Consider the following 21,863-nt stretch of genomic DNA (forward strand, 5'->3'; position numbering starts at 1 on the left):
ATGTAATTTCAATTGACTTGGAAAATACCTTCCATTCCTTGTTCCTTATGGTTTGGTAATGAGCAAAAGAAGGGAACTTGAGTAGCTTTTTTTGCAATTAATTGGACCGATTTCGATTCACCAGGTTTCAAATGTATATGTACTTTATTTGAATTAGTTCCATGATTATGTGTATTACTTAAGTTATTAAGGATTTCTATTGTATTATTTTCAAATTGAAGGTCATGATCGATTGTTCCGGTGTTAGTCAGTACTATCTCAGTTAAAGAGCCCTTTTGCAATTGTATCTTTGAAGGATAGTAAGTATATTCGTTCATTTTCACCTCTACTTTTTCTGATATGCTGGATTGTGGTTCTTTTGTGGTATGATTTTCAGATAAAATTTGATTGTTATTTACATGGGGGTGGCTTTTAATTTCATTTATAAAAAATAAAGGTCCAGTCATTTCAACTATAAAAAACAAAATTATAAATATGACCCCTGCTTTTAATGGGTTAGAGACAGCATTTATCAATAATTTTCTAGTGCTATTTACTTCATCTCCGATTAATCTAATAACCAATGCTGAAATAAAACAATGACTAAAGAATAAAATCTTTACCATAGAATCGTAATTTTCACTTTGAATCATAGATCCCAGCATAACCCCCATCATTCCGGCCATAACACCTGATAACATCCCATCCAGTAAGGCTACTTTCCCTATTCCGTTTCCAGGGATTGCTCCAACCACTAAACCGGTCATCATGCTGTAAACCGTTGCAATAAATAAGTTGTCTGAAAAATATATTCCTAAAATGGTTCCAATTATTAATCCTGTTGACATCGCCGTAGACATGGAAATCATCATACCATTCATTTTGCTAATTGTTTTATGGGTATACATTAAAGCAACAATCGTTCCATACAATATAAATGACAGGGCAATAATCACGAGCAATCCTACATTCAATAGATCTAATTCCTTCCTGTATTTAATTTTTTGGTTAATTTATTTTTATCATATGTAAAAAACACCTTTACATACCTAGTATGGGTATATTATTATATTTATAATAGGTTCCAATAATTGATCAAATAATCTCTTACAATAAAGAGTGTGCTTTTTCGCTAACGAAATTTAGTTTGGTAATAAAAGGTTTTCGACATGAGCTAAACTGAATTGAATAATAAACGCGTTAGATCTAGAAGATAATTGAAAAAGTATGTATTTGTTGAATTGTATACAGTAGATTTGTAATAACGGTTCAGAAGTGATTATTTGAAAAAATTATAATGGCGAGGAGGATATAAAATGGAGAGTGTATCACTAAAAGTTACAGGTATGTCTTGTCAGAATTGTGTAAAATCTATTGAAAAAAACCTTGGTGAGATGCAGGGTGTTGAGAAAGTTTCTGTTTCACTTCAAGAAAACATTGTCAATGTAAACTATAATGAAGATGAGGTTTCTTTAGATCAAATGCAAGTTGTAATAGAAGATCAAGGTTACGAAGTTAATAAATAGTATCTTAGAATTTGTTCGAGCCCGTTAGAGTAACAAAATAGTCCACAAGGAGCAATTGCTACTTGTAGATTATTTTGTTTTTTTGTGAGAGAATGCATCATTTCTCGATAAATTTACTCTATTATGTTCATGTGATTGAACCAGAATGAATGACTATATTCATAAAGGAGATGATGATTATGATGAATGGCTCTGGCATGATGGCGGGTGGAATGTGGCTCGGTATACTGCTTGTTGGTTTGGTGGTCATACTTGTGATATTCGCATTTTTTAAACTGCTTAATTCTAGAATAGACGGTGATTCCGCTAAGCATCAAAATGAAGGAGATTTTTCTTTGATCATCCTCAATGAAAGGTTAGCGAAGGGTGAGATACAAGTAGAAGAATACAATCATCTGAAAGGTATAATCCTTAAGTCAGAAAAATAAAAAAATAAAAGTATTTTAGAAATATTGCTGAAATATTGAACAAATTCAGCATTGACAATCACAGTAAGCAAAGTTGGGTGAAATGCAGTGAATGATTTGTTTTGGCAAGTCAGTAATACTTTCAGTGAACCATTTTTTGAATTGTTCCATCAGGCGCAAAGCTTTCCGATCATTGCTGCTTTTTTTCTTGGTATTGTCGGTGCATTGGCACCCTGTCAGTTCACAGGTAATCTGGGGGCTATCGCAATATATGGTAATCGTTCAATTCAGAACAAAATCGCGTGGACTGAGGTTTATTTTTTTATAGTCGGTAAAATCTTTGTATTCTCACTCCTTGGTTTTGTTGTCTGGCAGTTTGGAAATGAAATCGAACAAAGCCTGATTACTTACTTTCCATGGCTCAGAAGGATCGTCGGACCAATATTAATTGTCATTGGATTATTTTTGTTAGGCATCTTTAAATCACGTTTGGGAGTTCAATTCATAAGACTTCCAGAAAGGTGGTTTAAAAGGGGGAAGTTAGGTGCTTTTTTAATGGGCGTTAGCTTTTCTCTTGGGTTTTGTCCAACAATGTTCGTTTTATTTTTTGTCACGCTGCTGCCATATTCATTTACTGTTAGTTACGGCTTTATATTGCCTGCCATATTCTCAGTGGGAACATCACTTCCATTGTTGATTGCGTTATTTTTATTATGGTTTTTTGACATTGAGAATAGAAACTTAAAAAAGAATGGGAGAAAAATCGGAAACTACGTACAGAAAGCTGCTGGGATATTTATCATTTTTTTGGGGATAATCGATATCGCTACTTACTGGGTGTGACGTAAGCATCTTATGTCAATGATAAATAACCTCTCTCATAATACTTGTTTTGATCAATCTTTTTTATAAAAATTTCATTTATAATAAATTCAACCTCTTCATTTTAACTGATCTTTGTTTAAAATGAAGAGGTTATTTTATTCTGAAATCAACTTTTGTAGCATGTTTTTGATTAAACTTTTTTTCAAACCTACACTAGAGAATATGCTCATCAGGATTTTTTTCTTTTAAATCTATTTGGTTATCCAGGTAAGTCCAAACCTTCAAAATGTGATTGTCAGAAAAGATTTCTCTTTTTCGGGGGTTCCAATTCTTAACCTCTTCAGCAACATAAATGTAGTCTTTAGACTTCATTGGATTCTCTTTCATTATCCAGTAAACTGTAGAAAGTAATTCCATTCCGTATGGATTCTCAAACCCTTTAATTAGGGATTTAACTTCTTTAAGTCGCTCTGTTGCAACATTGTCACTTTGAAGAAATTCTTTAGCTTTTTCAGTCGCATCATCAATAAGATAAATTTCTGCTTCCCGAGTCCGATCACCATATCCACGGATATAATGACCTTCAATTCTTTGTAATACGTGGTTTAAGTTTTCTGCATAAGGACCATATTTGTACTTCTTAAAATCCAATTTCATTTGTTCCCCAGCTTCCTGGAGAAAATAAGCCAACTTTTGAACTTCAAGATTAGAAAGGCGGTATCCAGGAGCTGCATAGCTATCCATTAATGAAATAAGTAAGGCTCTACCTTTAGTCATTTTTGGTTTTTTAGTTCGTATTGTTAATTGATCAGGTTCTGGTGCACCCTCTGGCGCGTACAGGTGAACTTCAACGTTTGTATTATTGAAAGCAGCTTCTATTTCTGGCAATACCTTTTTCCAATCAAGGCCACCATTCCCACAACCGAGTGGCGGTAAAGCAATTGAACGAATGTTTAGCTCCTGGATAACACGTATTAGATCAATTAGACCGGATTGAATATACTCAATTTTTGAAGGTGACTTCCAGTGTTGTTTAGTAGGGAAGTTGATTACGTATTTCGGGTTAGTTAAGCCATCTAATTTAACGACATGCATATGACCTGTTTGAACCAGTCCTTTTCTGCAGTCTTTTTCGTATTCCTTATAAACTTGCGGGAAAGCTTGTTTAAATTGAAGTGCAATCCCTTTACCCATTACTCCAACAGTATTAACTGTATTAACATATGCTTCAGCAGAATCTTCAAGTAAATTTCCCGATTTAAAAATAATCACTGTGAACACCCCCTTCAATAATAATATTCTTTTACAACAATGACTGGTTTTATAATTTGCTCTTTTTGAAGCAGTTCTTCAACGTATAATTTAGTATCTTCACTATACACTGCAATCCCGGTGATATCCTTCATTAATACTTGTTGATGAATCAAAAACTCAGCTTGACGCCTTCTTTTTCTATCAGGATCCTCATCAGTATCACTCCAGTATTTGCTTTCCATGACATCCCAGTCAATTTTATTTAAAAACTCAAGGTTATTATAAAACTCAGTCAGAAACATAATTGCGTGTCCATCAGTAAAAACAAAAGGTAAGCGGCTATCCTTAACTTTCTCAGTATTAGTCATTAAATACACGAGTTCTTTTTGATGGAAGCCATTATGGCTCAAACGATAAAGCATGGGAGAACGGCCTGCAAAATAAAAAGGAACATAGTCATGTAAGCTGCCACCAGGACTGATCGGGACAATCGTGCTTGAACGTTGTATTTGTATACCTTGGTCAGCGACATCTTTATACTCTTTATCCCTTTTGATGACTTCCGAGTAGCTTAGTAACCCCTGATTTGAAAAGATAGATATCAGGTTATTTATATGTGTCAGATGATATAAAAGTCTGCGATTTTTCATAATTCACATCCATTGAGGCAGGAATTTATTATACTTATTTTAACATAGGAAGCAAAGGAATCATCGTGTGAAGAAGAGATGGGGCTAATTAACACGTAAAATAATAACGTACTTTTAATACATAGTCCTGTAAAACTCTTTTAGTTATACTTAAATCAATATTAATCGAACTACTTCAAATGTTAGAACCTCACCCTAATTCAGGAGGTGACATCATGTCCATAGAAAGAAAACTCCAGGAACTGACCGCTGAAAATAAACGCTTAAAGGAACAAAATGAGCAATACCGCCAAATTCTCGGACAAAACAACCTTCTTCCAAAAGAAGATCATAAAACACAGCCAACACCAAATGAAACTAACAAAAACGAAGTCATCCGCAAACGACTTCAAATTTACAAAGCCCTTTTCAAAGGCAGAGAAGACGTTTTTGCGTACAGATGGATCTCTGGTGAGCAGGCTGGTTATGCGCCGATGAAGAATCAGGAAGGTTCGTTTGCACTTTTGACTGAAGAGGTTCTTTATCGTCATCTGGCGGGTGAGCAGACTGTTGGGTTGTATCCATTGCTTAAAGATCATAGCTGCTATTTTCTTGTCTTTGATTTTGACAAGAAGAACTGGATGGATGATGTTTCTGCGTTTGGTCAGGCATGTGCTCGTTTTCATATTGAATGTTCTTTTGAAGTTTCACAATCTGGTAAAGGGTGTCATGTATGGCTGTTTTTCTCTGAGAAGGTTCCTGCAGTTCTTGCCCGTCAGTTAGGGGAACTGCTGTTAACAGAGGCGGCTTTTATCAAGGGGACGAAGAAGCTGAAGTCATTTGATCGTATGTTTCCAACGCAGGATCATTTAACGGATAACGGTCTGGGAAATTTGATTGCACTACCTCTACAGGGAGAAAAGCGCAGGTTGGGACGGACTGTTTTTGTTGATCAGGATTTTCAGATTATAAAGGATCAGTGGGGACATCTAGAAAAGGTTTCACGCTACTCGCGCGATAAGGTTCAAAGGTTCATTGACGATGCAGTTGAAGGTGAAGTAAAAACCGAAGTCCGAGAGAAGAATGAAGTTGTTTTAAGAGAAGGGATCCTCGTTCCTAAAAGCATGCTGAATGCAGTGACTGCTGAGAGGCTTACTACTATGTGCACGGTTAGTAATCCTGAATACTTTAAGGCAAAAGCGCAGCGGTTTTCGACAGACAGAATCCCTTCACAGATCAAGGCTTACTCAGAAAGTACAAATGCGTTTGTTTTTCCAAGAGGGAAAGTTGAAGAGGTAATGGCGGAACTGGGTGAGGGAGTTGAATTGAAGGATTTACGACACGAAGGTGAAAAACTGGAGGTGGATTTCCTGGCCAGTTTATTTCCGCAGCAGCAGGAAGCTCTGGATCGGTTAAAAGAGAAGAACTGCGGTGTGCTGTCTGCAACGACAGGGTTTGGCAAAACGGTTGTGGCTTCAGCGCTGATTGCAGAGCGGAAAGTAAATACGCTGATTTTGGTACATAGAAATCAATTGATTCAACAGTGGAAAGCAGCTCTTACTTCATTTCTTTCAATAGAGCCTGATCAGATTGGCCAGATAGGAGGAGGTAAGAACAAACCGACTGGTCAAATAGATATTGCCACTATCCAGAGTATCAGAAACAAGGAGCTACCTCATCAGTATGGGCAGGTGGTTGTAGATGAATGTCACCACATCTCTGCTTATTCTTTTGAAGAAATTCTTAAGAAACTCAGAAGTGCTTACGTACATGGTCTGACAGCAACACCGGTAAGGAAAGACGGACTTCACCCTCTGATGTTTATGCAGTGCGGTCAGGTCGTTTATAAAGTGGATGCGAAGGATCAGGCGGAAATCAGACAGTTTCATCATTTGATTCATCCGAGAATCACAAATTTTAAAAGCAGGGCAGACACGAAAGACGAACAGGATGTGTACAAGCAGCTGATTTATGATGACAAGCGCAATGAAATGATCTTCAACGATATTTTGAAGGCGCTTGATCAGAAGAGAAATCCGCTTGTATTAACGGAACGCGTAGAACATCTTCATCTGCTTGTTGAAAAGCTTAAGCATTTTACAAAGAATATGATCATCCTGACAGGCGCTTTGAGCAAGAAAGAGCTAAAGGCTGAGTTCGAGAAACTTGCCTCTATACCTGATCATGAAGAGAGAATTATTCTTGCTACAGGTAAGTATGCGGGAGAAGGCTTTGACAATCCGAGGCTTGATACGATTTTCCTGACAATGCCTGTCTCCTGGAAAGGCACTCTTGCACAGTATGTTGGCCGTCTTCATAGAGCATACGAAGGGAAAGAGTCTGTGGAGGTTTATGATTATGTTGATAAGAATGAAAAAGCATTAATGGAAAAGTATGAGAAGCGGTTAAAGGGGTATAAATCACTTGGTTATTCTACAGTGGAGGAAGCAAAAAAGGAGAAGAAACAGATGAAGTTGTTTTAAGGAAATAGCTATTGGAACAGAAGGAGGTTTCATCATGCCAATAAAGTTAACTGAGTTGAAAAAGGAATTAAAGAGCTACGACCAAAAAGAATTGATTAGTCTCATCAGCGAACTGTACAAGCTTAATCCTGAAGTGAAAAACTACCTTTCCGCTAAGTTTCAGGGAGAAGAGGCTGTGGAAGTTCTTTTTGAAGAAGCCCGAAAGAAAATCAAGAATGTATTTTTTCCGGATAGAGGATTCGGCAAGCTGTCTTTAACTACTGCTAAAAAAGCTATATCGGATTTTAAGAGGCAGACTGGTGATGAGGATAAAACGGCAGATTTGATGATTTATTATGTGGAACTTGGTACGGAATTTACTGCTATGTATGGTGATATTGATGGAGCATTTTATTCAAGTATGGCGAGCACTTTTGCGCAGGCAGTAGAGATCATTGACACTTCCCATGAGCGGGTGGCTTCTTATGAAGATAGATTTCAGTCTATTTTAGAAGAAGCTGCACAGGTTGGTTGGGGATATCCAGATGTGCTGAATGAAATTTATTCTGATATGGAGTTTAGGCCCGAGGATGAATGAATAGTTTTTGGGATTACTGATTTTAGTTTAAGGAAAAAATCACCATAATCACTGGCATAATCAAGATCTAAAGAGATAGGTGATTCAAATAGTAATACTTCAAAACTCATATATGAGAGAGTATAGAACACAAAAATTATCTGCAGGGCGGCAATCCTGATCTCTGATAACTATCTGAAAGATAGCGCGTGGGGAACCTTTCCCACCTCAGATAATCTTTGTGGTAATCATTAGTATAATCTATAAGTTGTTTTGAAGCACAAACAAAGCGACTAAACCTATGCTCTTTTCACTAAAATCACTAACGATCTCTATTTTCCAGTATTACATTCCATATATTAAAAATGGAAATGCTTATATCTTCCCATGAAATATCATCAGCATAACTATTTTTCTTTTGATAATTTAACCAGTACCGTTGTAAGCTCTCATCAAATCTGACTTCATAGAGAATGGCTTGCCCGTTAGTTAAAGAAGAAACAGATCCTCTATTTTCTGCCGTTTTTCTAACCGCTTCTCCAAGGACAATATTCTCAATTCGATGTCCTTGCACCTTATCAAGAATATAGATGTCGTAAAAATCTCTCATTCTTGTATTCGTAATACCTCTAGACAATATCGTTTCAAATTTTTCAGCAATGACCGTTTCAATATTGTATGCCAGAACCTCTATACTCCTATTTTCAAGCAATAAATTAAATGTATAAGTAACTTCCTTAGGCGTAATTTCATCACCGGTTGTAATGTCAATTTTCAATGGAATCCTTGCATTTTCCATAATCGCTTCAATTGACACCCGGTAGCCGTTATACTGATCTTCATCTCTAATTTCGTCTACTCTTTTTAATGTCATTTTGACATCATCATCTAAAGTGACGTTCAGAATCACATTAAAAACAGCTTCAATTGATCCCTTGTCAACAGGAAAAGATTTAATCGTGGCATCCATATCGATAGTGGAACGCATATCGACACCAACTAGGGCGGCTATCAGCATGCCGCCTTTTAAAATAAAATTATTTTTGTACTCTGAGCTGGAGATTCTTTCTAAAAGTCTTTCTAACATATAGTTTCTCAATAAAATTTGTGCATTTACTTCTTTTTCTTTTGCCAGGTTTCTGATTAAGGCTTTAATTTGTGTAGAACTCTTCATAGTAGAATCTCCAAATAACTTCTCAGGATCTTTTGAACACGTAACTCTTTGGCATAGTGCATTAACAAAGGAATATCTTTGTTTTTACTACTAACATATCTCTTGAGTGCGTCAGTCAAAATCGCAATATCCATATTGTTTCTATTGCGGACAATATCACAAATGGTTCTTTCCTTGTCATAGGCGGTAACCTTTCTGCCGAAAAAGGTTTCAACCTTGGTTGTGCCCACTAGATGGAGTGATTTTTTTACAGAGAAAACTTGAATACCTGAGTTTCTTAACTTTGTGGCGTTGTATCCGCTCGGGACAGTTACAGACCACTCAGTCGGATCTCTGTCCGTTAAATCGTGAAAGAATAATGCTGTCTCATGAGAAAATATCACTTTAGGACTTTTCATTTGAAGCATGTACATTTCATCTTCAAAAGTATCAGGTGTTACATAAACTCCGTGCGAGACCCGATCCAGCTTTCCTTCTCGTACAAGAGGAGTTAGATAATGACGAGGGATACCTTGTTGTTCCACTTCATTTGTTCCCACAATTCCATTGTTATCGGCAATTAAACGCTCTAACTGTTCGTGGTAATTCATATGATCACCCACTTTTGCTTTTATGCTTATATTATATATTATTTAAGCCCAAAAGCAAAAAACATAAATATCTTTTGTGAAATTTTCTCTATCCTGTAAGCTATTCTTAAAACACCAGTCAATCGAATAAGAGAAGTCATAAAAATATATTCAGATAAAAAATAATAAAGCAGTGATTCTAGCTTGGAATCAAGCCTCTAAAATAACTGTTCGAAGGTGAGTATATGATGAATCAACCAAACAGAAGTGTTATCGACCCCTTTTTATCAACCCTACAAAACAAAATCTCACACATCCTCCAAAACAACCTAACCGGCATCTATATCCACGGCTCACTCGCCATGGGTGGCTTCAACCCGAACCACAGTGATATTGATCTGCTGGTAGTGACGGAAGAGCCGATCAGTGTGGAGACGAAGAGGGAGCTGGCAGGGTTCTTTTTGATGCAGTCCAATCGTTCCGCCTATCCGATTGAAGTCAGCTTTTTGAATACTGGACAATTAAAGAAATGGAGTCATCCAAGTCCATTTGATTTTCATTATAGTGAATTCTGGAGGGAGCGGTATGAGCAGGATTTGTCGGAGGGGACGGATCAGTATTTGAATGATCATGTGAGTCGTGATCCTGATCTTGCAGCGCACATCACGATTTTGAATCATCGGGGGCTTTGTCTTTACGGCAGGCCGATTCATCAGGTGTTCCCTGAGGTTCCGGCTGCTGATTATTTGTCATCTATTATGAATGATGTCCGGGACTGTATTGAGCATATTGAAGAGGATCCGGTGTACTGCATTTTAAATATGCTGAGGGTTTACTGGTACATAAAAAGTGGTGTGATTTCTTCAAAGCAGGAGACTGGCGAGTGGGGTGTGTCAGTGCTGAGTGGTAAGAAAAAAGAGACTGTTGAAAAAGCGTTATTGTGCTATAAAAATAGTGAAGATTTCAAGTCGTTTGAGCAAGGGGAATTAATTGCGTTTAGAGAATATATGAAGGAACAGCTTTTAGAGTGAACGCTTAGCATATCGAATTTAGGATGTGAAAGAAATGGCATACGATCAGAACTGTCCGTTGTGTAATCCAGATCAGGATAGCGAACAAAATATTGTACTGGAGAACTCAACCTGTTATTTTCTGCAGCACAACAAACATCAAGGTGTATTAGAGGGAAGCGGACTGATTGTTCCCAAGAATCATCGTAAGGATGCGTTTGAATTAACGCCTGAGGAGTGGAAGGATACTTATGAGATCCTGCATGAGGCGAAACGGTTCTTGGATGCAACCTATTTTCCGGATGGTTATACGTTGGGGTGGAATGTAGGAAAGGTATCGAATCAGGAAATCTCCCACAGTCATCTTCATGTGATACCGAGATATGATGATGAACCTTTGGCTGGCAAGGGGATTAGATATTGGTTGAAACAGGAGAGTAATAGAAGGGAGAAAGCTTAATTCTGCTATCATGCTCGGGTAACGCAACTCTTCAAGAATCTGAAGGTGAGATGCGTGGAAGACGTATACCGTGAATCGTTAGACATCCGAATGATTCACGGTATACGTCCTTTTTTCCTGAGAATAGCGAGGATTTTGAGTGTTTTGATCAAGCTTTACCCAAAATGGATTCTTCAAATGTATTGAATGACAGGTCCTGTATATTTAAAACCTTATCCGGTTGAAGGCTGCCGCAGACTCACCACAGTATAAGCAACTTCCTGTCCATTAACCAAAAGCACAATGCGATGCTCGCCTGGATAGTGGCGGCGAGTCGTCAGATCTGACCAGTTGTGTGTCCTTGTAGCTGTAAGGTGTGCACCACCGGATACTGTTTTGTTCGACAGGAGAAATGACTTGCGGCTTGTCTGTCCTTTGGCTTTGATAAAGTCGATCGCATATTCGATCCGAAGATATACGGGTTCACCCTGGCGGATCGTTACTTGATAATGGAACTCGCATCTCTCGCCTATTGTTAATGCGGCAGGCTGTACTGTTATGGAAGCCTGGGTGGTAAGCGCGGCGTCCATTGCATAACCGAATAATGCCATCGCCTGAGGGTTTGCGTGCTTGATTAATGTGCGGCAGCCGTGTCTGATGATCCAGTCTGTATCGGAATTTTCACCTGCCCACCGGCGTGCGGTTTCAAGTACGAGGTCAGGGTGATCCTTTGAAATGTCATTCAGATTGTTGGCGACACTTTTGCGTACATATAACGAAGCATCTTCTTTAAGGATCTCTAAAACTGACAAAACAGGTGCCGGGTCCTTCTTGAATACGGGCAGTGCCTCACCCCATGGAAGACGGGGACGGCAGCCTTCACTGGCCAATCGCCGGACGTGCTCATTGGGGTGCTCTGCCCATGTGACCATTTGCTTCATGACTTTGTCCGGATCACGCAGTAAAAACGGTCTGATAGCAAATTCAGAAGATGATTTCTGCGTGAAGTTTTCAAGTGCACTCATAGAAAGGTCCCAATGTTCTTCTGCTTGTCCATATACAGCTACAAAGTCGGGGAAGAAAAGATAAGGAAATCCTGCACAATCATCCGCGATTTGAAACAGAATGTCTAAAGCTTCCTTATATTTGTCCGGCAAAAACACGCCAAGCTGCTTTGAAATCCGTCTGGTACGAGCTTTGAGTGCCAGGCTGTCCCACGTTTCATCCATGATCGAATTGATAAAGTCTGCTTGATGAAAAGCAGGGTATACCGATTGGACTTTTCTGCTGAAATCCAATAAAAAATCTTTCGTATATATGTCTTTTAATTGTGCAGCCATTTTTCATCATCTCCCTGAATCCATTATAAAAGATATAACCTCACAACAGTGTGTCATATTATATTTTAAAAGGTAGCGAATTTATAAAATCCCCATGCACTTCATCGTATTGATACAGTCAAAATAAGCAACATGATCCACCTGCAGATCATTTTAGCGGTGGATACATGAGTCATGTCAGCCATTAGTTGTTGTGGGAAAGATATGGTCCTGGGAAGACACCACAATAAATATGAACGTCATACAAAAAATATACCAACTTATTAAAGTACGCTCTTTCTGGCACGATAAATAAATAAAGAGCAAATTCGCTGAAAGATCTATTTTATTGAATCGGAGTAGCTGGGATGATCTGTTTACGGGATCAAGTATAGAAGCAATCTCACTCAGGCATTCCCTTTTCAGCAGCTTTTAGAGAATTTAATCTAATCACTACTTTTGACATAAAGAGTTTTGGAGGAAAACCATGCACGTTTCTTTAAGTCTTCAAGCACGCCTGGCTATTATATTTGCGATTACCACCACTTTGTTAATCCTTATTTTCAGCATCGTGTATGGTCAGCGTTCAATTAATCAAATGGAAAATGAAATTGGAAATTCATTAAGCGACACAGCTTATATGATGGAGAATAACCTGAATCAGTATATGTGGTCGAGGTATAGCGAAACAATTTTGTTAAGCGGTTTGCCTACCATCAGACAGCCGGATAGTACCGAAGAAATCGAAGATCTGCTTGATCAATTGCAGTCAACGATCCCTTCTTTCTCCTGGATCGGATTTACAGATCAGAATGGTACAGTATTGGCAGCTACTGATTCGATACTGAAAGGCGCCGATATTTCCGCTCGTCCAGTATATAAAGAAGCATTGGAAAAACCGTTTATCGGGGATGTCCATGAAGCGGTCCTTCTCGCCGACCTGTTGCCGAATCCGACAGGAGAAGCAATGAAATTCGTTGATATTAGTACCCCTATTTATGATTATGACGATCAGTTTATTGGGGTCTTGGCTACCCACTTAAGCTGGGAGTGGGTGAAAGAAGTAGAGTCAGCTATGCTTGATGCTGTCAAAAATCGTGATAGCATTGAATTCTTTATTGTCAGTAAAATTGATAATGCCATTATATTAGGCCCTGATGAGATGATTGGACAAACGCTACAGCTGGAAAGTATTGACTTGGCACAAACCAGCCAGCACGGTTGGGTAACTGAAACCTGGCCGGATGGCGGTGACTATGTAACCGGATATATGCTCGAAGATGGTTACAACGAGTACCCGGGTATGGAGTGGACCATTTTAGTCAGACAACCTATAGAAGTTGCTTTTACACCTATCAAGAAACTGATGGTTTTCTTTATTATAGCGGGCATCATGTTCGTATTGCTTTTTGCTGTTCTCGGCTGGTTTCTTGCTGGAAAAATTGCTTCTCCCCTTAAAAATCTGGCAACTGCAGCTGACAGGCTGAGATTTGGAGAACATGTTCAGATTCCACATTACAAAGGGATTTCCGAACTTGAGACCTTATCAGCTTCCTTAAGAAAGCTGATCGCCAATCTTACCAAAACAGAATCGGCTTTGGAAGAAATGGAGGAAGTTGCGCACAAGGATGAACTGACAGGATTGGCAAACCGGTATGCGCTGGAATTGTTTTTACACAAATACACTCAAAAGTACGATAGAGCGATCGTTTTCTACATTGATCTGGATGGGTTTAAAGCAGTCAATGATACATTAGGTCATCTGGCTGGTGATCAATTACTCGTTCAAGTATCAGCCAGGTTGAAGGAGAGTGTAGGAGAAGAAGAAATGATCGCAAGGGTAGGTGGTGATGAATTCATCGTCGTGCTGCATTACCCAATAGAAGAAATGGCTGCCAAAGGAAAAAGGATGGGGGAAACCATGCTTTCAGCAATCAGCGAACCCTACTGGCTGAATGGCCAATCTGCCTCTGTCAGTTGCAGTATTGGAGCGGCTTTCTGGACAGAATCAAGCGCTGTCAGCATAGAAGAAACAATCAAGAGAGCAGATGACTCTCTATATCAAGTGAAGAAGCAGGGAAAAAATCATGTTCACTTTTATGAAGCTTAACATTAGTCATAAAGCATCATTACCGTCCTTCAGAAAAATGAGTAACTCTGACAATATAAGCAGATCGCATAAGTAAGAATTAGAAGTGAGTGATTAACACGCGAAGGAAAAGTACCTGCTATAACGGTAGAGATGAAATGAGCGTGTCTATTGGTAAAGAAAGCAGACTGATCTGAAGAAGGGGATTAAATGAACAATTCTACAAGAGAGATATACAATCAGCTGGCTCATACATATCAACACGATATTGATGAGGGTAGTCCCTACAACGCTTTTTACGAGCGTCCGGCAATGATGGCAGCGCTGCCTCCACATTTAAAAGGAAAAAAGGTGCTTGATGCCGGGTGCTCTGCTGGATGGTATGCCTCTGAATTATTGCAGTACGGAGCTGAAGTGACTGGTATAGATATAAGCCCTGAAATGGTGAAAGCAGCAAAGCAGCGTGTAGGTGAAGAAGCGACAATTCTTTGTCATGATCTGCAGGAAGCACTCCCGTTTGATGATGATGCTTTTGACGTCATTGTCAGCTCACTTGCGCTTCATTATTTAAAGGATTGGACGTACACATTTCAGGAATTCAACCGTGTGCTAAAAGCAGGCGGAACCTTATTATTTTCAGTACATCATCCATTTATGGACTACACCAGGCACAATTGTGAGGATTATTTTGACACTCAATCCTTATCAGAAACCTGGAGAAAACCGACGATCACGATTGATGTCAGCTATTACAGAAGACCGATGCAAAGCATCCTGAATGAAACCACTCAATTTTTTAGTCTCGATCAGCTGATTGAACCCCAGCCGCAGGAAAAAATGAAGGAAGTGAAGGAAAAGTCTTATCACTATCTCATGACCAGTCCTCATTTTCTGATCATTAAAGGGAGTTCGAGAAAGACAGTATGATACGATTTTAGGAAAGGGTATAAATATTACGTCTCATGTGATTAGTGCTCAAGAAAATGACATATGAAATAAAACGATAGATTTTGTGTAACTGAGGAACGTATATGTTGAGTCATTCAAGTATCTGAATGACTTAACATATACGTTCCTCTTTTTTATGATGCTGAATCCGTACTGCCACAAAAGGATGTCGACGGCATAATAGATATAACTCTGCCCCCAGTGAAATTTTTTCAAAAAAAGTAAAACTATTCTCAGCTCTTTTCCGAATATATAACTGAGGCCTTGAAAGTGATGTGAAAGTGAGTGAACCGAGAGAAAAGATGGATCAGGCGGGTGCAGAAGTCCGCGCATGAGGAGAGTGCCAATCAGCTTGTGAAGCACTATTATAAAGAAATTTTTGCATTCGTCTATAAACAAGTGATGGATGAACAGGAAGCGCTTGATCTGACACAGGAGGTTTGTATCCGTATGCTGCAGTCTATCGAAAACTATGATGCCGGGAAGGCGAGCTTCAGGACATGGCTGTATCGCATCGCTACAAACCACTGTATTGATTATTTCCGGTCGAAAAGCTATAAGACAGAAAGCAGGATTGATTACATAGAAGATCAGGACGTTGAAAGTACGGAGAACGTTCTGGAGGGTGTGCTCAAAAAAGAGCAGATGGAGGGCCTGCAGGCTGTGCTTGCACGATTTGATCAGGACACCCAGTTCATTGTCCGCTATAAGCTGTTTTTAGAACAAAGCTTTCGGGAAATTGCGGTCAGCTTGAACGTTCCAGAGTCATCAGTAAAAACAAAGTATTATAAAGCCATCCGAACAATACGAAAGGAAATGGAGGAGAGATGAATTGGAGAATGATCCATGGAAGATCCCGTACCCATCTGATAAGGAGATTGAGGAGCAGACTGCCCATATTGTAAGAAGTGCATTTCCAAAAAGACGTTCTTTTTTATCGCAGGTCAGAGACATCAAAGAGCAGATGGGCTGGATGTATCTGTTTCCTAATAGAAGTGAGTTGATATTTACAGCGATTGTGATTGCTCTGCTAATCGGTTCACTGAGCTTTGTGGTGGCCAATGAATATGAGGGAGCCCGTATCCTTTACAGTTATATATTCTTTACTTCACCGCTGCCGATTGTACTGCTCACCCTGTATGCCATGTATGAAAAGCGTGAGAAGCATGTCATGGCACTTGAAATGACAATGAAGATTACGATTTTTCAAATCATCGCACTGCGTATGCTGAGTTTTAGTGGAGTGGCGCTGGTAGTGTCTATGACATCTTCTTTCGTGCTTGCAGCTAATTTTGATGTGCCATTTTTACGTGTCTGGCTCATTTCACTGACCGGATTATTCAGTTTTACGGCTCTCCTGCTCGGATTGCTCACACGGGGAGATGTATGGAGAAGAACGTGGGGAGCGGCTATTGGCTGGGTTGTGATCAATGCCACGCTGGTGCTCACACATCCGGAAAACTATCGCCTGGCTGTTTTTGAATTGCCACTCATCATCTATACAGGCATCCTGGCCATCGCAATTGTCTGGTGTTTTTATACGTTCGCACAAACAATGACTAGAAAGCAGGAGGGATTAGGATTATGCTGACGATCCGCAACATTGGAAAAACATATGGCAGTTTTACAGCGCTGAAAGAGATGAATGTTCAATTTGAAAATGGCATTTATGGCCTGCTGGCGCCAAACGGAGCAGGAAAAACAACGCTCATTAATATGCTGGTTACGTTAATCAGGCCGACAAGCGGCGAAATTCTCTATGATGGGAAATCAATTCATGCAATGGGAGAGCGCTACAGAGAGCTGATTGGCTATCTGCCCCAGCACTTTGGCTACTATAAGCATTATTCCCCGCGTAAATATTTACGGTATATTGCTGCGCTTAAAGGGATGAAAAAGTCAGGAGTGGAGAAGCGGATTGATGAGGTGCTTGAGCTCGTTGCTTTAAGTGACGTGAAGGATAAGAAGATGAGAAAGTTTTCAGGTGGAATGATCCAGCGGGTGGGGATTGCACAGGCTATCCTCGCAGATCCGCAAATATTAATTTTAGACGAGCCGACAGCCGGACTTGATCCGAAAGAGCGCGCACGCTTTCGCCACATGCTGTCTGATCTGGCCAGAAACCGCATCGTATTAATATCTACTCACATTGTCTCTGACATTGAATCTATTGCGAATGAAATTGTGATGATCCGTGATCAGACACTTCTATACAAAGGTGATATCGCAACGATTTGCCAAAGCCTGCAGGGGCACATTTTCGAAACGACTATGTCGTTTGATGAATTTCCGTCGTTCCGAAAAGACTATCTGACACTTGAAGAAAAGCAGGAGCAGGGCCGGATGATCGTGCGCTTCTATACAGAGCAGCCGCCAAAAGCAGACTGGTCGTCAGTCGTACCTGAGCTTGAAGATGTATTTCTCGTTAAGTATGCGAGTGAAAGCATGAAGGGGTGACGGCATGCGGATGACCTGGTATGAAATGAAAAAAGCGCTTCTGTCACCTATTGTTCTGGTCTTAATTCTGAGTTGTATCGGATTGAACACCTTTCAGATCATCAGTCAGTCGCATGCAAAAGATGAAATCAATCTTGTTAACGAACTGATTGATATATACGGACTTACGATCACAGCTGACAGCCTGTCTCAATTGAATCAGGACCTGGATGACGAAGCGGCAAGCTTAGGTGGAACAGACGGAGCACGTGATTATCTGACTAACATGACATATGAAACCTACAATGAATTGTCAGCAGATGACAGGCAGTTAGTAGACAGGTTGTCGACTTTATCCATGTACGAATCACTTGGGACATCACTCGAAGAACGGTATACAAGTGTGAATATGGATGAACTGAGAAAAGATCTTTATACGGGGTTAGATAAGAACAGTTCATTTTCAAATTATATGGAGCAAGAATTCAGCGAGTGGGAGAAGAGATACGAAGAGATCATTGCAACGAATGAGTACAAACAATGGTTTTTCGCCGGGGATTATCGAATACATAGTGAAATGTACCGAACATTACTGAAAAATATAGCGGTTCAAAGTGTGCTCATTGTTGCTCTCATGACAGCACTAATTGCGAACTATGAAGTGGATCAGCGCACACAGCAAGTGCTTTATCCAACAAAAAAAGGCCGCTCGCTGATGAAGCATAAATTTTCGGCAAGTCTTGTACTGGCATCTCTTACCTTTTTCATTCTTGTCACTGCTGCATTCGGCCTGTACTTTATCGTGTATGATTTTTCAGGTGTCTGGAACTCGGTTGTCAGCAGCGGATTGAACTGGGAATATAAGCTGCCTTATATCACCTGGTGGGAATTAACGATCTGGCAATACTTCCTGCTTGCAGTCGGAATAGAATGGATCGTTGTTGTCATCGTGAGTATCCTGACATTCACCATCAGCTTCTATGTGAAAAACAGCTATTTTACCTGGATTATCTGTATGGCATTGCTGATCGGTCTGTTTTTATATCCGGCGCTTTTCAATGCATTTCCGTTCCTGAAGTTTTTGGCTACATTAAATCTGACTTTACTGCTGTTGAACCCTCATATGTATTTTTCAGGCGGAACGACTCTTACGATGGTTCAGTATTTTGAACTATGGAGTCTGCTCATCTGGGCCGTTATTGCGATCATTGTTTCACTTACCTCGTATCAAAGATTTTTGAAAAAGGATGTGTCTTAAGGTGCGTTTGTTTTGGTTTGAATTGAAAAAAATATTTTCATGGAAGCTGATTCTTCTGCTGGGGATCGTAAACTTCCTTCTATTTTATTTACTGTTAGACTCTAGGCTCGAATATTTTCCAAATGGACGACCTGCAAAAGATCTCTATGCGATTGAAAAACAACTGATCCCGCTCTACGGGGCACAAATCAATGAGGAAGAATATCAGGACATAAAGAGGCTCTATGAAGAGAGGGTAAGAGTGGCCGACAAAATATTTGCCTCCGACCCGGAAGCAAAAGAATTGGGCATCAGCAACTATCAGGATTTTCGGCAAATCGAACTAAATCAGGGTGAATTGGCAGACTATAGTTCAAATCTCAAATTCTATGAAGTAAAGGACATTCTATGGGAGTTGCAGGCATGGGAAAGCCTGATAGAAGGATATGAGTCCAGGGAAGAGTCTCTCGAAGGAGACATTGCTCAGACGACAGGAGCCCGCCAGGAAGTATTTCAACGCCTGCTCGAAAATGAAACCTACAGCTTCTACTCTGATGTTGTGACGATGGACTTCAAAAATTACAAAACCAATCTGGCAATCATCGTCTGGATAAGTGTTGCGATCCTGCTGTCTCTTGTATATGTGAGAGATACCCGTGCAAAACTGGTACCTTTGCAATATACATCAAAGGAGGGGCGGGCAACCTATAAAGTCAAATGGTGGGCAGGCATGACCGCTGCCACTGTCTTGTCTGTAGCACTCACTTTATTTTATATGGCACTCTACTGGACAAACGGTACTCAAACTCATTTCGGTCTGCCGCTGTCTTCCTTTGGCTGGTTTACTCACTGGTATGATATGACGTTCCTGCAGTATATCGTTTTGTCGATTGGGATGATCTTTTTCTTTTCACTTCTATTATCCGGTCTATCACTGGCGATATCAACGATGGCACCAAATACGATTGTGCTAATTGGCGTTCAAATACCCGTCATCTTTATCATGATTGCAGGCGTATCACGGTACCTTATTCATGACATGATTAACGTCTTTAGACCTCAGGTTCTGACACCTGTCGCAACCGGCGTGTTTCTTATTGCAACTGTGCTAACTGTCTGGCTGGTGTGGAGACGCGAGATGAAAAGGAACATAATATAATAGAGAGCGAGTCGTCCGATAGTATGCACGGTTATGTCCTTATCAGCGTGGTTTCCACGTTTGACTAAAACACTGCTATTTATCTGAATTTGCTGTACCTGTCATAATCAAGAAATGAAGAAGGATTTGTTCCAGTCGCCAGTCTCTCTATCTATATTACTTTTTATTCCAACTATAAGTATATTAGTTCCGTTTTTATCAGCATTTACAATCCTGTCATTGTCTCTTTACAATCCCCTGTTAATCTTCTAACCGTAAGCTATTTTGAAAGGAGACAGGGATATGTTGAAGAGAACAGCTTTACTTGCGCTTTCGGGAGGACTTGTTTTATCGGGGATAGCGATTGGCATGCAGGACGGAGAATCGACGGCGTCTGGTAAGCCGGATTGGGCAGGTCAGGGAAATGGAAAAGTACATAATGTGATTTATATGATTCCGGATGGTTACAATGCCTCTTATGCGACGAATTACCGCTGGTTCAAAGGGGAAGAATCTTCATTTGATCCTTATGTAAAAGGGCTGATGCAGACGTATTCAGCAGATACGGAGGTAACGGACTCGGCTGCAGCGGGTACTGCGATGGCGACTGGTGTGAAAACAAATAATGGAATGGTTGGTGTAACGCCGGATGGAGAGCAGGTGGATTCAATCCTGGACGCGGCTGAAGAAGCGGGGAAATCTACAGGGCTTGTGGCTACTTCAACTATCACACACGCGACACCGGCAGTTTTCGGATCAAGCGTTGAGTCCCGTGGAGATCAGGCGTTAATTGCTCCTCAGTACTTCGAAAATGGAGTAGATGTCATTCTTGGTGGAGGGCGTGATTATTTCCTTCCTGTATCAGAAGGAGGAAAACAGCCCGAGCTGAACCTGATTGACTCAGCTGAATCAGATGGCTATGAGTATGTAACCAATGCCGAAGAGCTTGCTTCTGCCGAAAATGGAAAGCTGCTCGGACTTTTCGCAGATGATGCGATGGCACCGGAGCTTGAGCGCGGCGACACGGATCAGCCGAGTCTTGCTGACATGACTGATGCGGCAATTCATTCACTCGAACAGGACAAAGACGGTTTCTTCCTGATGGTCGAAGGATCCCAGATTGACTGGGCAGGGCATGCTCATGATGCAGCATGGGCAATGAACGATACAAAGGCATTTGACGAAGCGGTAGCAGCAGCCATCGAGTACGCTAAGAAAGATAAAAACACACTCGTCGTTGTCGCGGGAGACCACGAAACAGGCGGTATGTCTGTTGGTGCAAATGGAGAGTATGACCTGAATATTGACGTCCTTCACGATGTGGAGGCAACCGGGGACACAATGGCTGCAGCGCTGAATGAAGATCGTTCGAATGCTGCTGATGTATTGAAAGAATATGCAAACATTGAATTGACGGAAGAAGAAGCTGCATTGATTACAGAGGCGGACAACGCTGCCGCTGCGATCAACAGCATCATCAGTGATCGGGCGCTTGTCGGCTGGACAACATCAGCACACACTGGAACAGATGTACCAGTATATGCTTATGGTGCGCAGGCACATAAATTCTCAGGCCTGCTAGACAACACTGACCTGCCGAAACTGATGGGTGAAGCGATGAAGATTGAGTTTTAGAGAGAAGTCTGGGTCTGTTTCAGTAACTGAAGATAAATAGATGGTGGTGATGCGCTGAAATCGTGCATCACCACATTTTTTTGCTGATAGATAACTCTATAGCACCTATGTATAAAAGTCTAAATACAACGCTCCATTAATTTAGCCCCATAGATCTGAATTTGACAAAAATATAAAACCATTTTAAGATAAAACTGATCAATCAATCAA

General features: G+C 40.3%; 21 protein-coding genes. 15 read left to right on the top strand and 6 right to left on the bottom strand.

Going from position 1 to position 21,863, the window contains the following annotated elements; all coding sequences use genetic code 11:
• Window positions 1-8: 8 nt before the first annotated feature.
• A complete protein-coding gene (locus JOD21_RS19545; RefSeq protein ID WP_204728723.1) occupies window positions 9-935 on the bottom strand; it encodes a plastocyanin/azurin family copper-binding protein in 927 nt (308 codons plus the stop codon).
• Between the two features lie 360 nt (window positions 936-1,295).
• Between JOD21_RS19545 and JOD21_RS05895 the strand changes: the two genes are divergently transcribed.
• From JOD21_RS05895 to JOD21_RS05905, 3 genes are all read left to right on the top strand, one after another.
• Window positions 1,296-1,505 (top strand): copper ion binding protein, encoded by a 210-nt coding sequence (locus tag JOD21_RS05895; RefSeq protein WP_204728724.1) that lies wholly within the window; start codon window positions 1,296-1,298, stop codon window positions 1,503-1,505.
• A gap of 179 nt (window positions 1,506-1,684) precedes the next feature.
• The gene (locus tag JOD21_RS05900; RefSeq protein ID WP_204728725.1) at window positions 1,685-1,933 is read left to right on the top strand and encodes an SHOCT domain-containing protein; all 249 of its coding nucleotides are present in this window, start codon (window positions 1,685-1,687) and stop codon (window positions 1,931-1,933) included.
• A gap of 87 nt (window positions 1,934-2,020) precedes the next feature.
• Window positions 2,021-2,755, top strand: a complete 735-nt coding sequence (locus JOD21_RS05905) for an urease accessory protein UreH domain-containing protein (protein WP_039806478.1) — start codon at window positions 2,021-2,023, stop codon at window positions 2,753-2,755.
• 195 nt (window positions 2,756-2,950) lie between these two features.
• On the opposite strand, the gene darG is transcribed toward JOD21_RS05905, so the two are convergent.
• The gene (darG, locus tag JOD21_RS05910) at window positions 2,951-4,009 is read right to left on the bottom strand and encodes a type II toxin-antitoxin system antitoxin DNA ADP-ribosyl glycohydrolase DarG (RefSeq protein ID WP_204728726.1); all 1,059 of its coding nucleotides are present in this window, start codon (window positions 4,007-4,009) and stop codon (window positions 2,951-2,953) included.
• A 14-nt stretch (window positions 4,010-4,023) separates the two neighbouring features.
• Window positions 4,024-4,641, bottom strand: coding sequence for a type II toxin-antitoxin system toxin DNA ADP-ribosyl transferase DarT (gene darT, locus JOD21_RS05915; RefSeq protein ID WP_204728727.1), 618 nt, complete (start codon window positions 4,639-4,641; stop codon window positions 4,024-4,026).
• 215 nt (window positions 4,642-4,856) lie between these two features.
• Between darT and JOD21_RS05920 the strand changes: the two genes are divergently transcribed.
• Together JOD21_RS05920 and JOD21_RS05925 are read left to right on the top strand one after the other, a co-directional pair.
• The gene (locus JOD21_RS05920; protein ID WP_204728728.1) at window positions 4,857-7,103 is read left to right on the top strand and encodes a DEAD/DEAH box helicase; all 2,247 of its coding nucleotides are present in this window, start codon (window positions 4,857-4,859) and stop codon (window positions 7,101-7,103) included.
• Window positions 7,104-7,137: 34 nt separating this feature from the next.
• Window positions 7,138-7,680 carry a DUF6155 family protein gene (locus tag JOD21_RS05925; protein ID WP_239581453.1) on the top strand — a complete coding sequence of 181 codons (543 nt, stop codon included), beginning with the start codon at window positions 7,138-7,140 and terminating at the stop codon, window positions 7,678-7,680.
• Window positions 7,681-7,981: 301 nt separating this feature from the next.
• On the opposite strand, the gene JOD21_RS05930 is transcribed toward JOD21_RS05925, so the two are convergent.
• Both JOD21_RS05930 and JOD21_RS05935 read right to left on the bottom strand, forming a co-directional pair.
• Window positions 7,982-8,833: a nucleotidyl transferase AbiEii/AbiGii toxin family protein gene (locus JOD21_RS05930; protein WP_204728729.1), complete on the bottom strand. Its 852-nt coding sequence runs from the start codon at window positions 8,831-8,833 to the stop codon at window positions 7,982-7,984.
• Window positions 8,830-9,423 carry a type IV toxin-antitoxin system AbiEi family antitoxin domain-containing protein gene (locus JOD21_RS05935; protein ID WP_204728730.1) on the bottom strand — a complete coding sequence of 198 codons (594 nt, stop codon included), beginning with the start codon at window positions 9,421-9,423 and terminating at the stop codon, window positions 8,830-8,832. The genes JOD21_RS05930 and JOD21_RS05935 overlap by 4 nt, the downstream gene beginning before the upstream one ends.
• 224 nt (window positions 9,424-9,647) lie before the next feature.
• Here JOD21_RS05935 and JOD21_RS05940 point away from each other — a divergent pair, with 224 nt between their 5' ends.
• On the top strand, window positions 9,648-10,433 hold the full coding sequence (locus JOD21_RS05940; RefSeq protein WP_204728731.1) for an aminoglycoside adenylyltransferase domain-containing protein: 786 nt from the start codon (window positions 9,648-9,650) through the stop codon (window positions 10,431-10,433).
• A 34-nt stretch (window positions 10,434-10,467) separates the two neighbouring features.
• Entirely contained in the window at window positions 10,468-10,872 is a 405-nt protein-coding gene (locus tag JOD21_RS05945; protein WP_204728732.1) for an HIT family protein, read from the top strand.
• 212 nt (window positions 10,873-11,084) lie between these two features.
• Here JOD21_RS05945 and JOD21_RS05950 read toward each other — a convergent pair whose 3' ends face one another.
• Entirely contained in the window at window positions 11,085-12,191 is a 1,107-nt protein-coding gene (locus tag JOD21_RS05950) for a DNA alkylation repair protein (RefSeq protein WP_204728733.1), read from the bottom strand.
• 466 nt (window positions 12,192-12,657) lie between these two features.
• On the opposite strand from JOD21_RS05950, the gene JOD21_RS05955 reads away from it, so the two are divergent.
• The 8 genes from JOD21_RS05955 (at window position 12,658) to JOD21_RS05990 (ending at window position 21,653) form a co-directional block, all read left to right on the top strand.
• On the top strand, window positions 12,658-14,280 hold the full coding sequence (locus JOD21_RS05955) for a sensor domain-containing diguanylate cyclase (RefSeq protein ID WP_204728734.1): 1,623 nt from the start codon (window positions 12,658-12,660) through the stop codon (window positions 14,278-14,280).
• Between the two features lie 189 nt (window positions 14,281-14,469).
• Window positions 14,470-15,186, top strand: a complete 717-nt coding sequence (locus tag JOD21_RS05960) for a class I SAM-dependent methyltransferase (RefSeq protein ID WP_204728735.1) — start codon at window positions 14,470-14,472, stop codon at window positions 15,184-15,186.
• A 336-nt stretch (window positions 15,187-15,522) separates the two neighbouring features.
• Entirely contained in the window at window positions 15,523-16,038 is a 516-nt protein-coding gene (locus tag JOD21_RS05965) for a sigma-70 family RNA polymerase sigma factor (RefSeq protein WP_204728736.1), read from the top strand.
• A gap of 1 nt (window position 16,039) precedes the next feature.
• Complete coding sequence (locus JOD21_RS05970) at window positions 16,040-16,798, top strand: hypothetical protein (RefSeq protein WP_204728737.1); 759 nt, start codon at window positions 16,040-16,042, stop codon at window positions 16,796-16,798.
• Entirely contained in the window at window positions 16,792-17,664 is an 873-nt protein-coding gene (locus JOD21_RS05975; RefSeq protein ID WP_204728738.1) for an ABC transporter ATP-binding protein, read from the top strand. The genes JOD21_RS05970 and JOD21_RS05975 overlap by 7 nt, the downstream gene beginning before the upstream one ends.
• Before the next feature lie 4 nt (window positions 17,665-17,668).
• Window positions 17,669-18,901, top strand: coding sequence for a hypothetical protein (locus JOD21_RS05980; RefSeq protein ID WP_204728739.1), 1,233 nt, complete (start codon window positions 17,669-17,671; stop codon window positions 18,899-18,901).
• Window position 18,902: 1 nt separating this feature from the next.
• Window positions 18,903-20,039, top strand: a complete 1,137-nt coding sequence (locus JOD21_RS05985; RefSeq protein ID WP_204728740.1) for a hypothetical protein — start codon at window positions 18,903-18,905, stop codon at window positions 20,037-20,039.
• A 282-nt stretch (window positions 20,040-20,321) separates the two neighbouring features.
• Window positions 20,322-21,653, top strand: coding sequence for an alkaline phosphatase (locus JOD21_RS05990; RefSeq protein ID WP_204728741.1), 1,332 nt, complete (start codon window positions 20,322-20,324; stop codon window positions 21,651-21,653).
• Window positions 21,654-21,863: the final 210 nt, after the last annotated feature.

It is taken from the genome of Jeotgalibacillus terrae, assembly GCF_016908195.1.
Lineage (GTDB): Bacteria > Bacillota > Bacilli > Bacillales > Jeotgalibacillaceae > Jeotgalibacillus > Jeotgalibacillus terrae.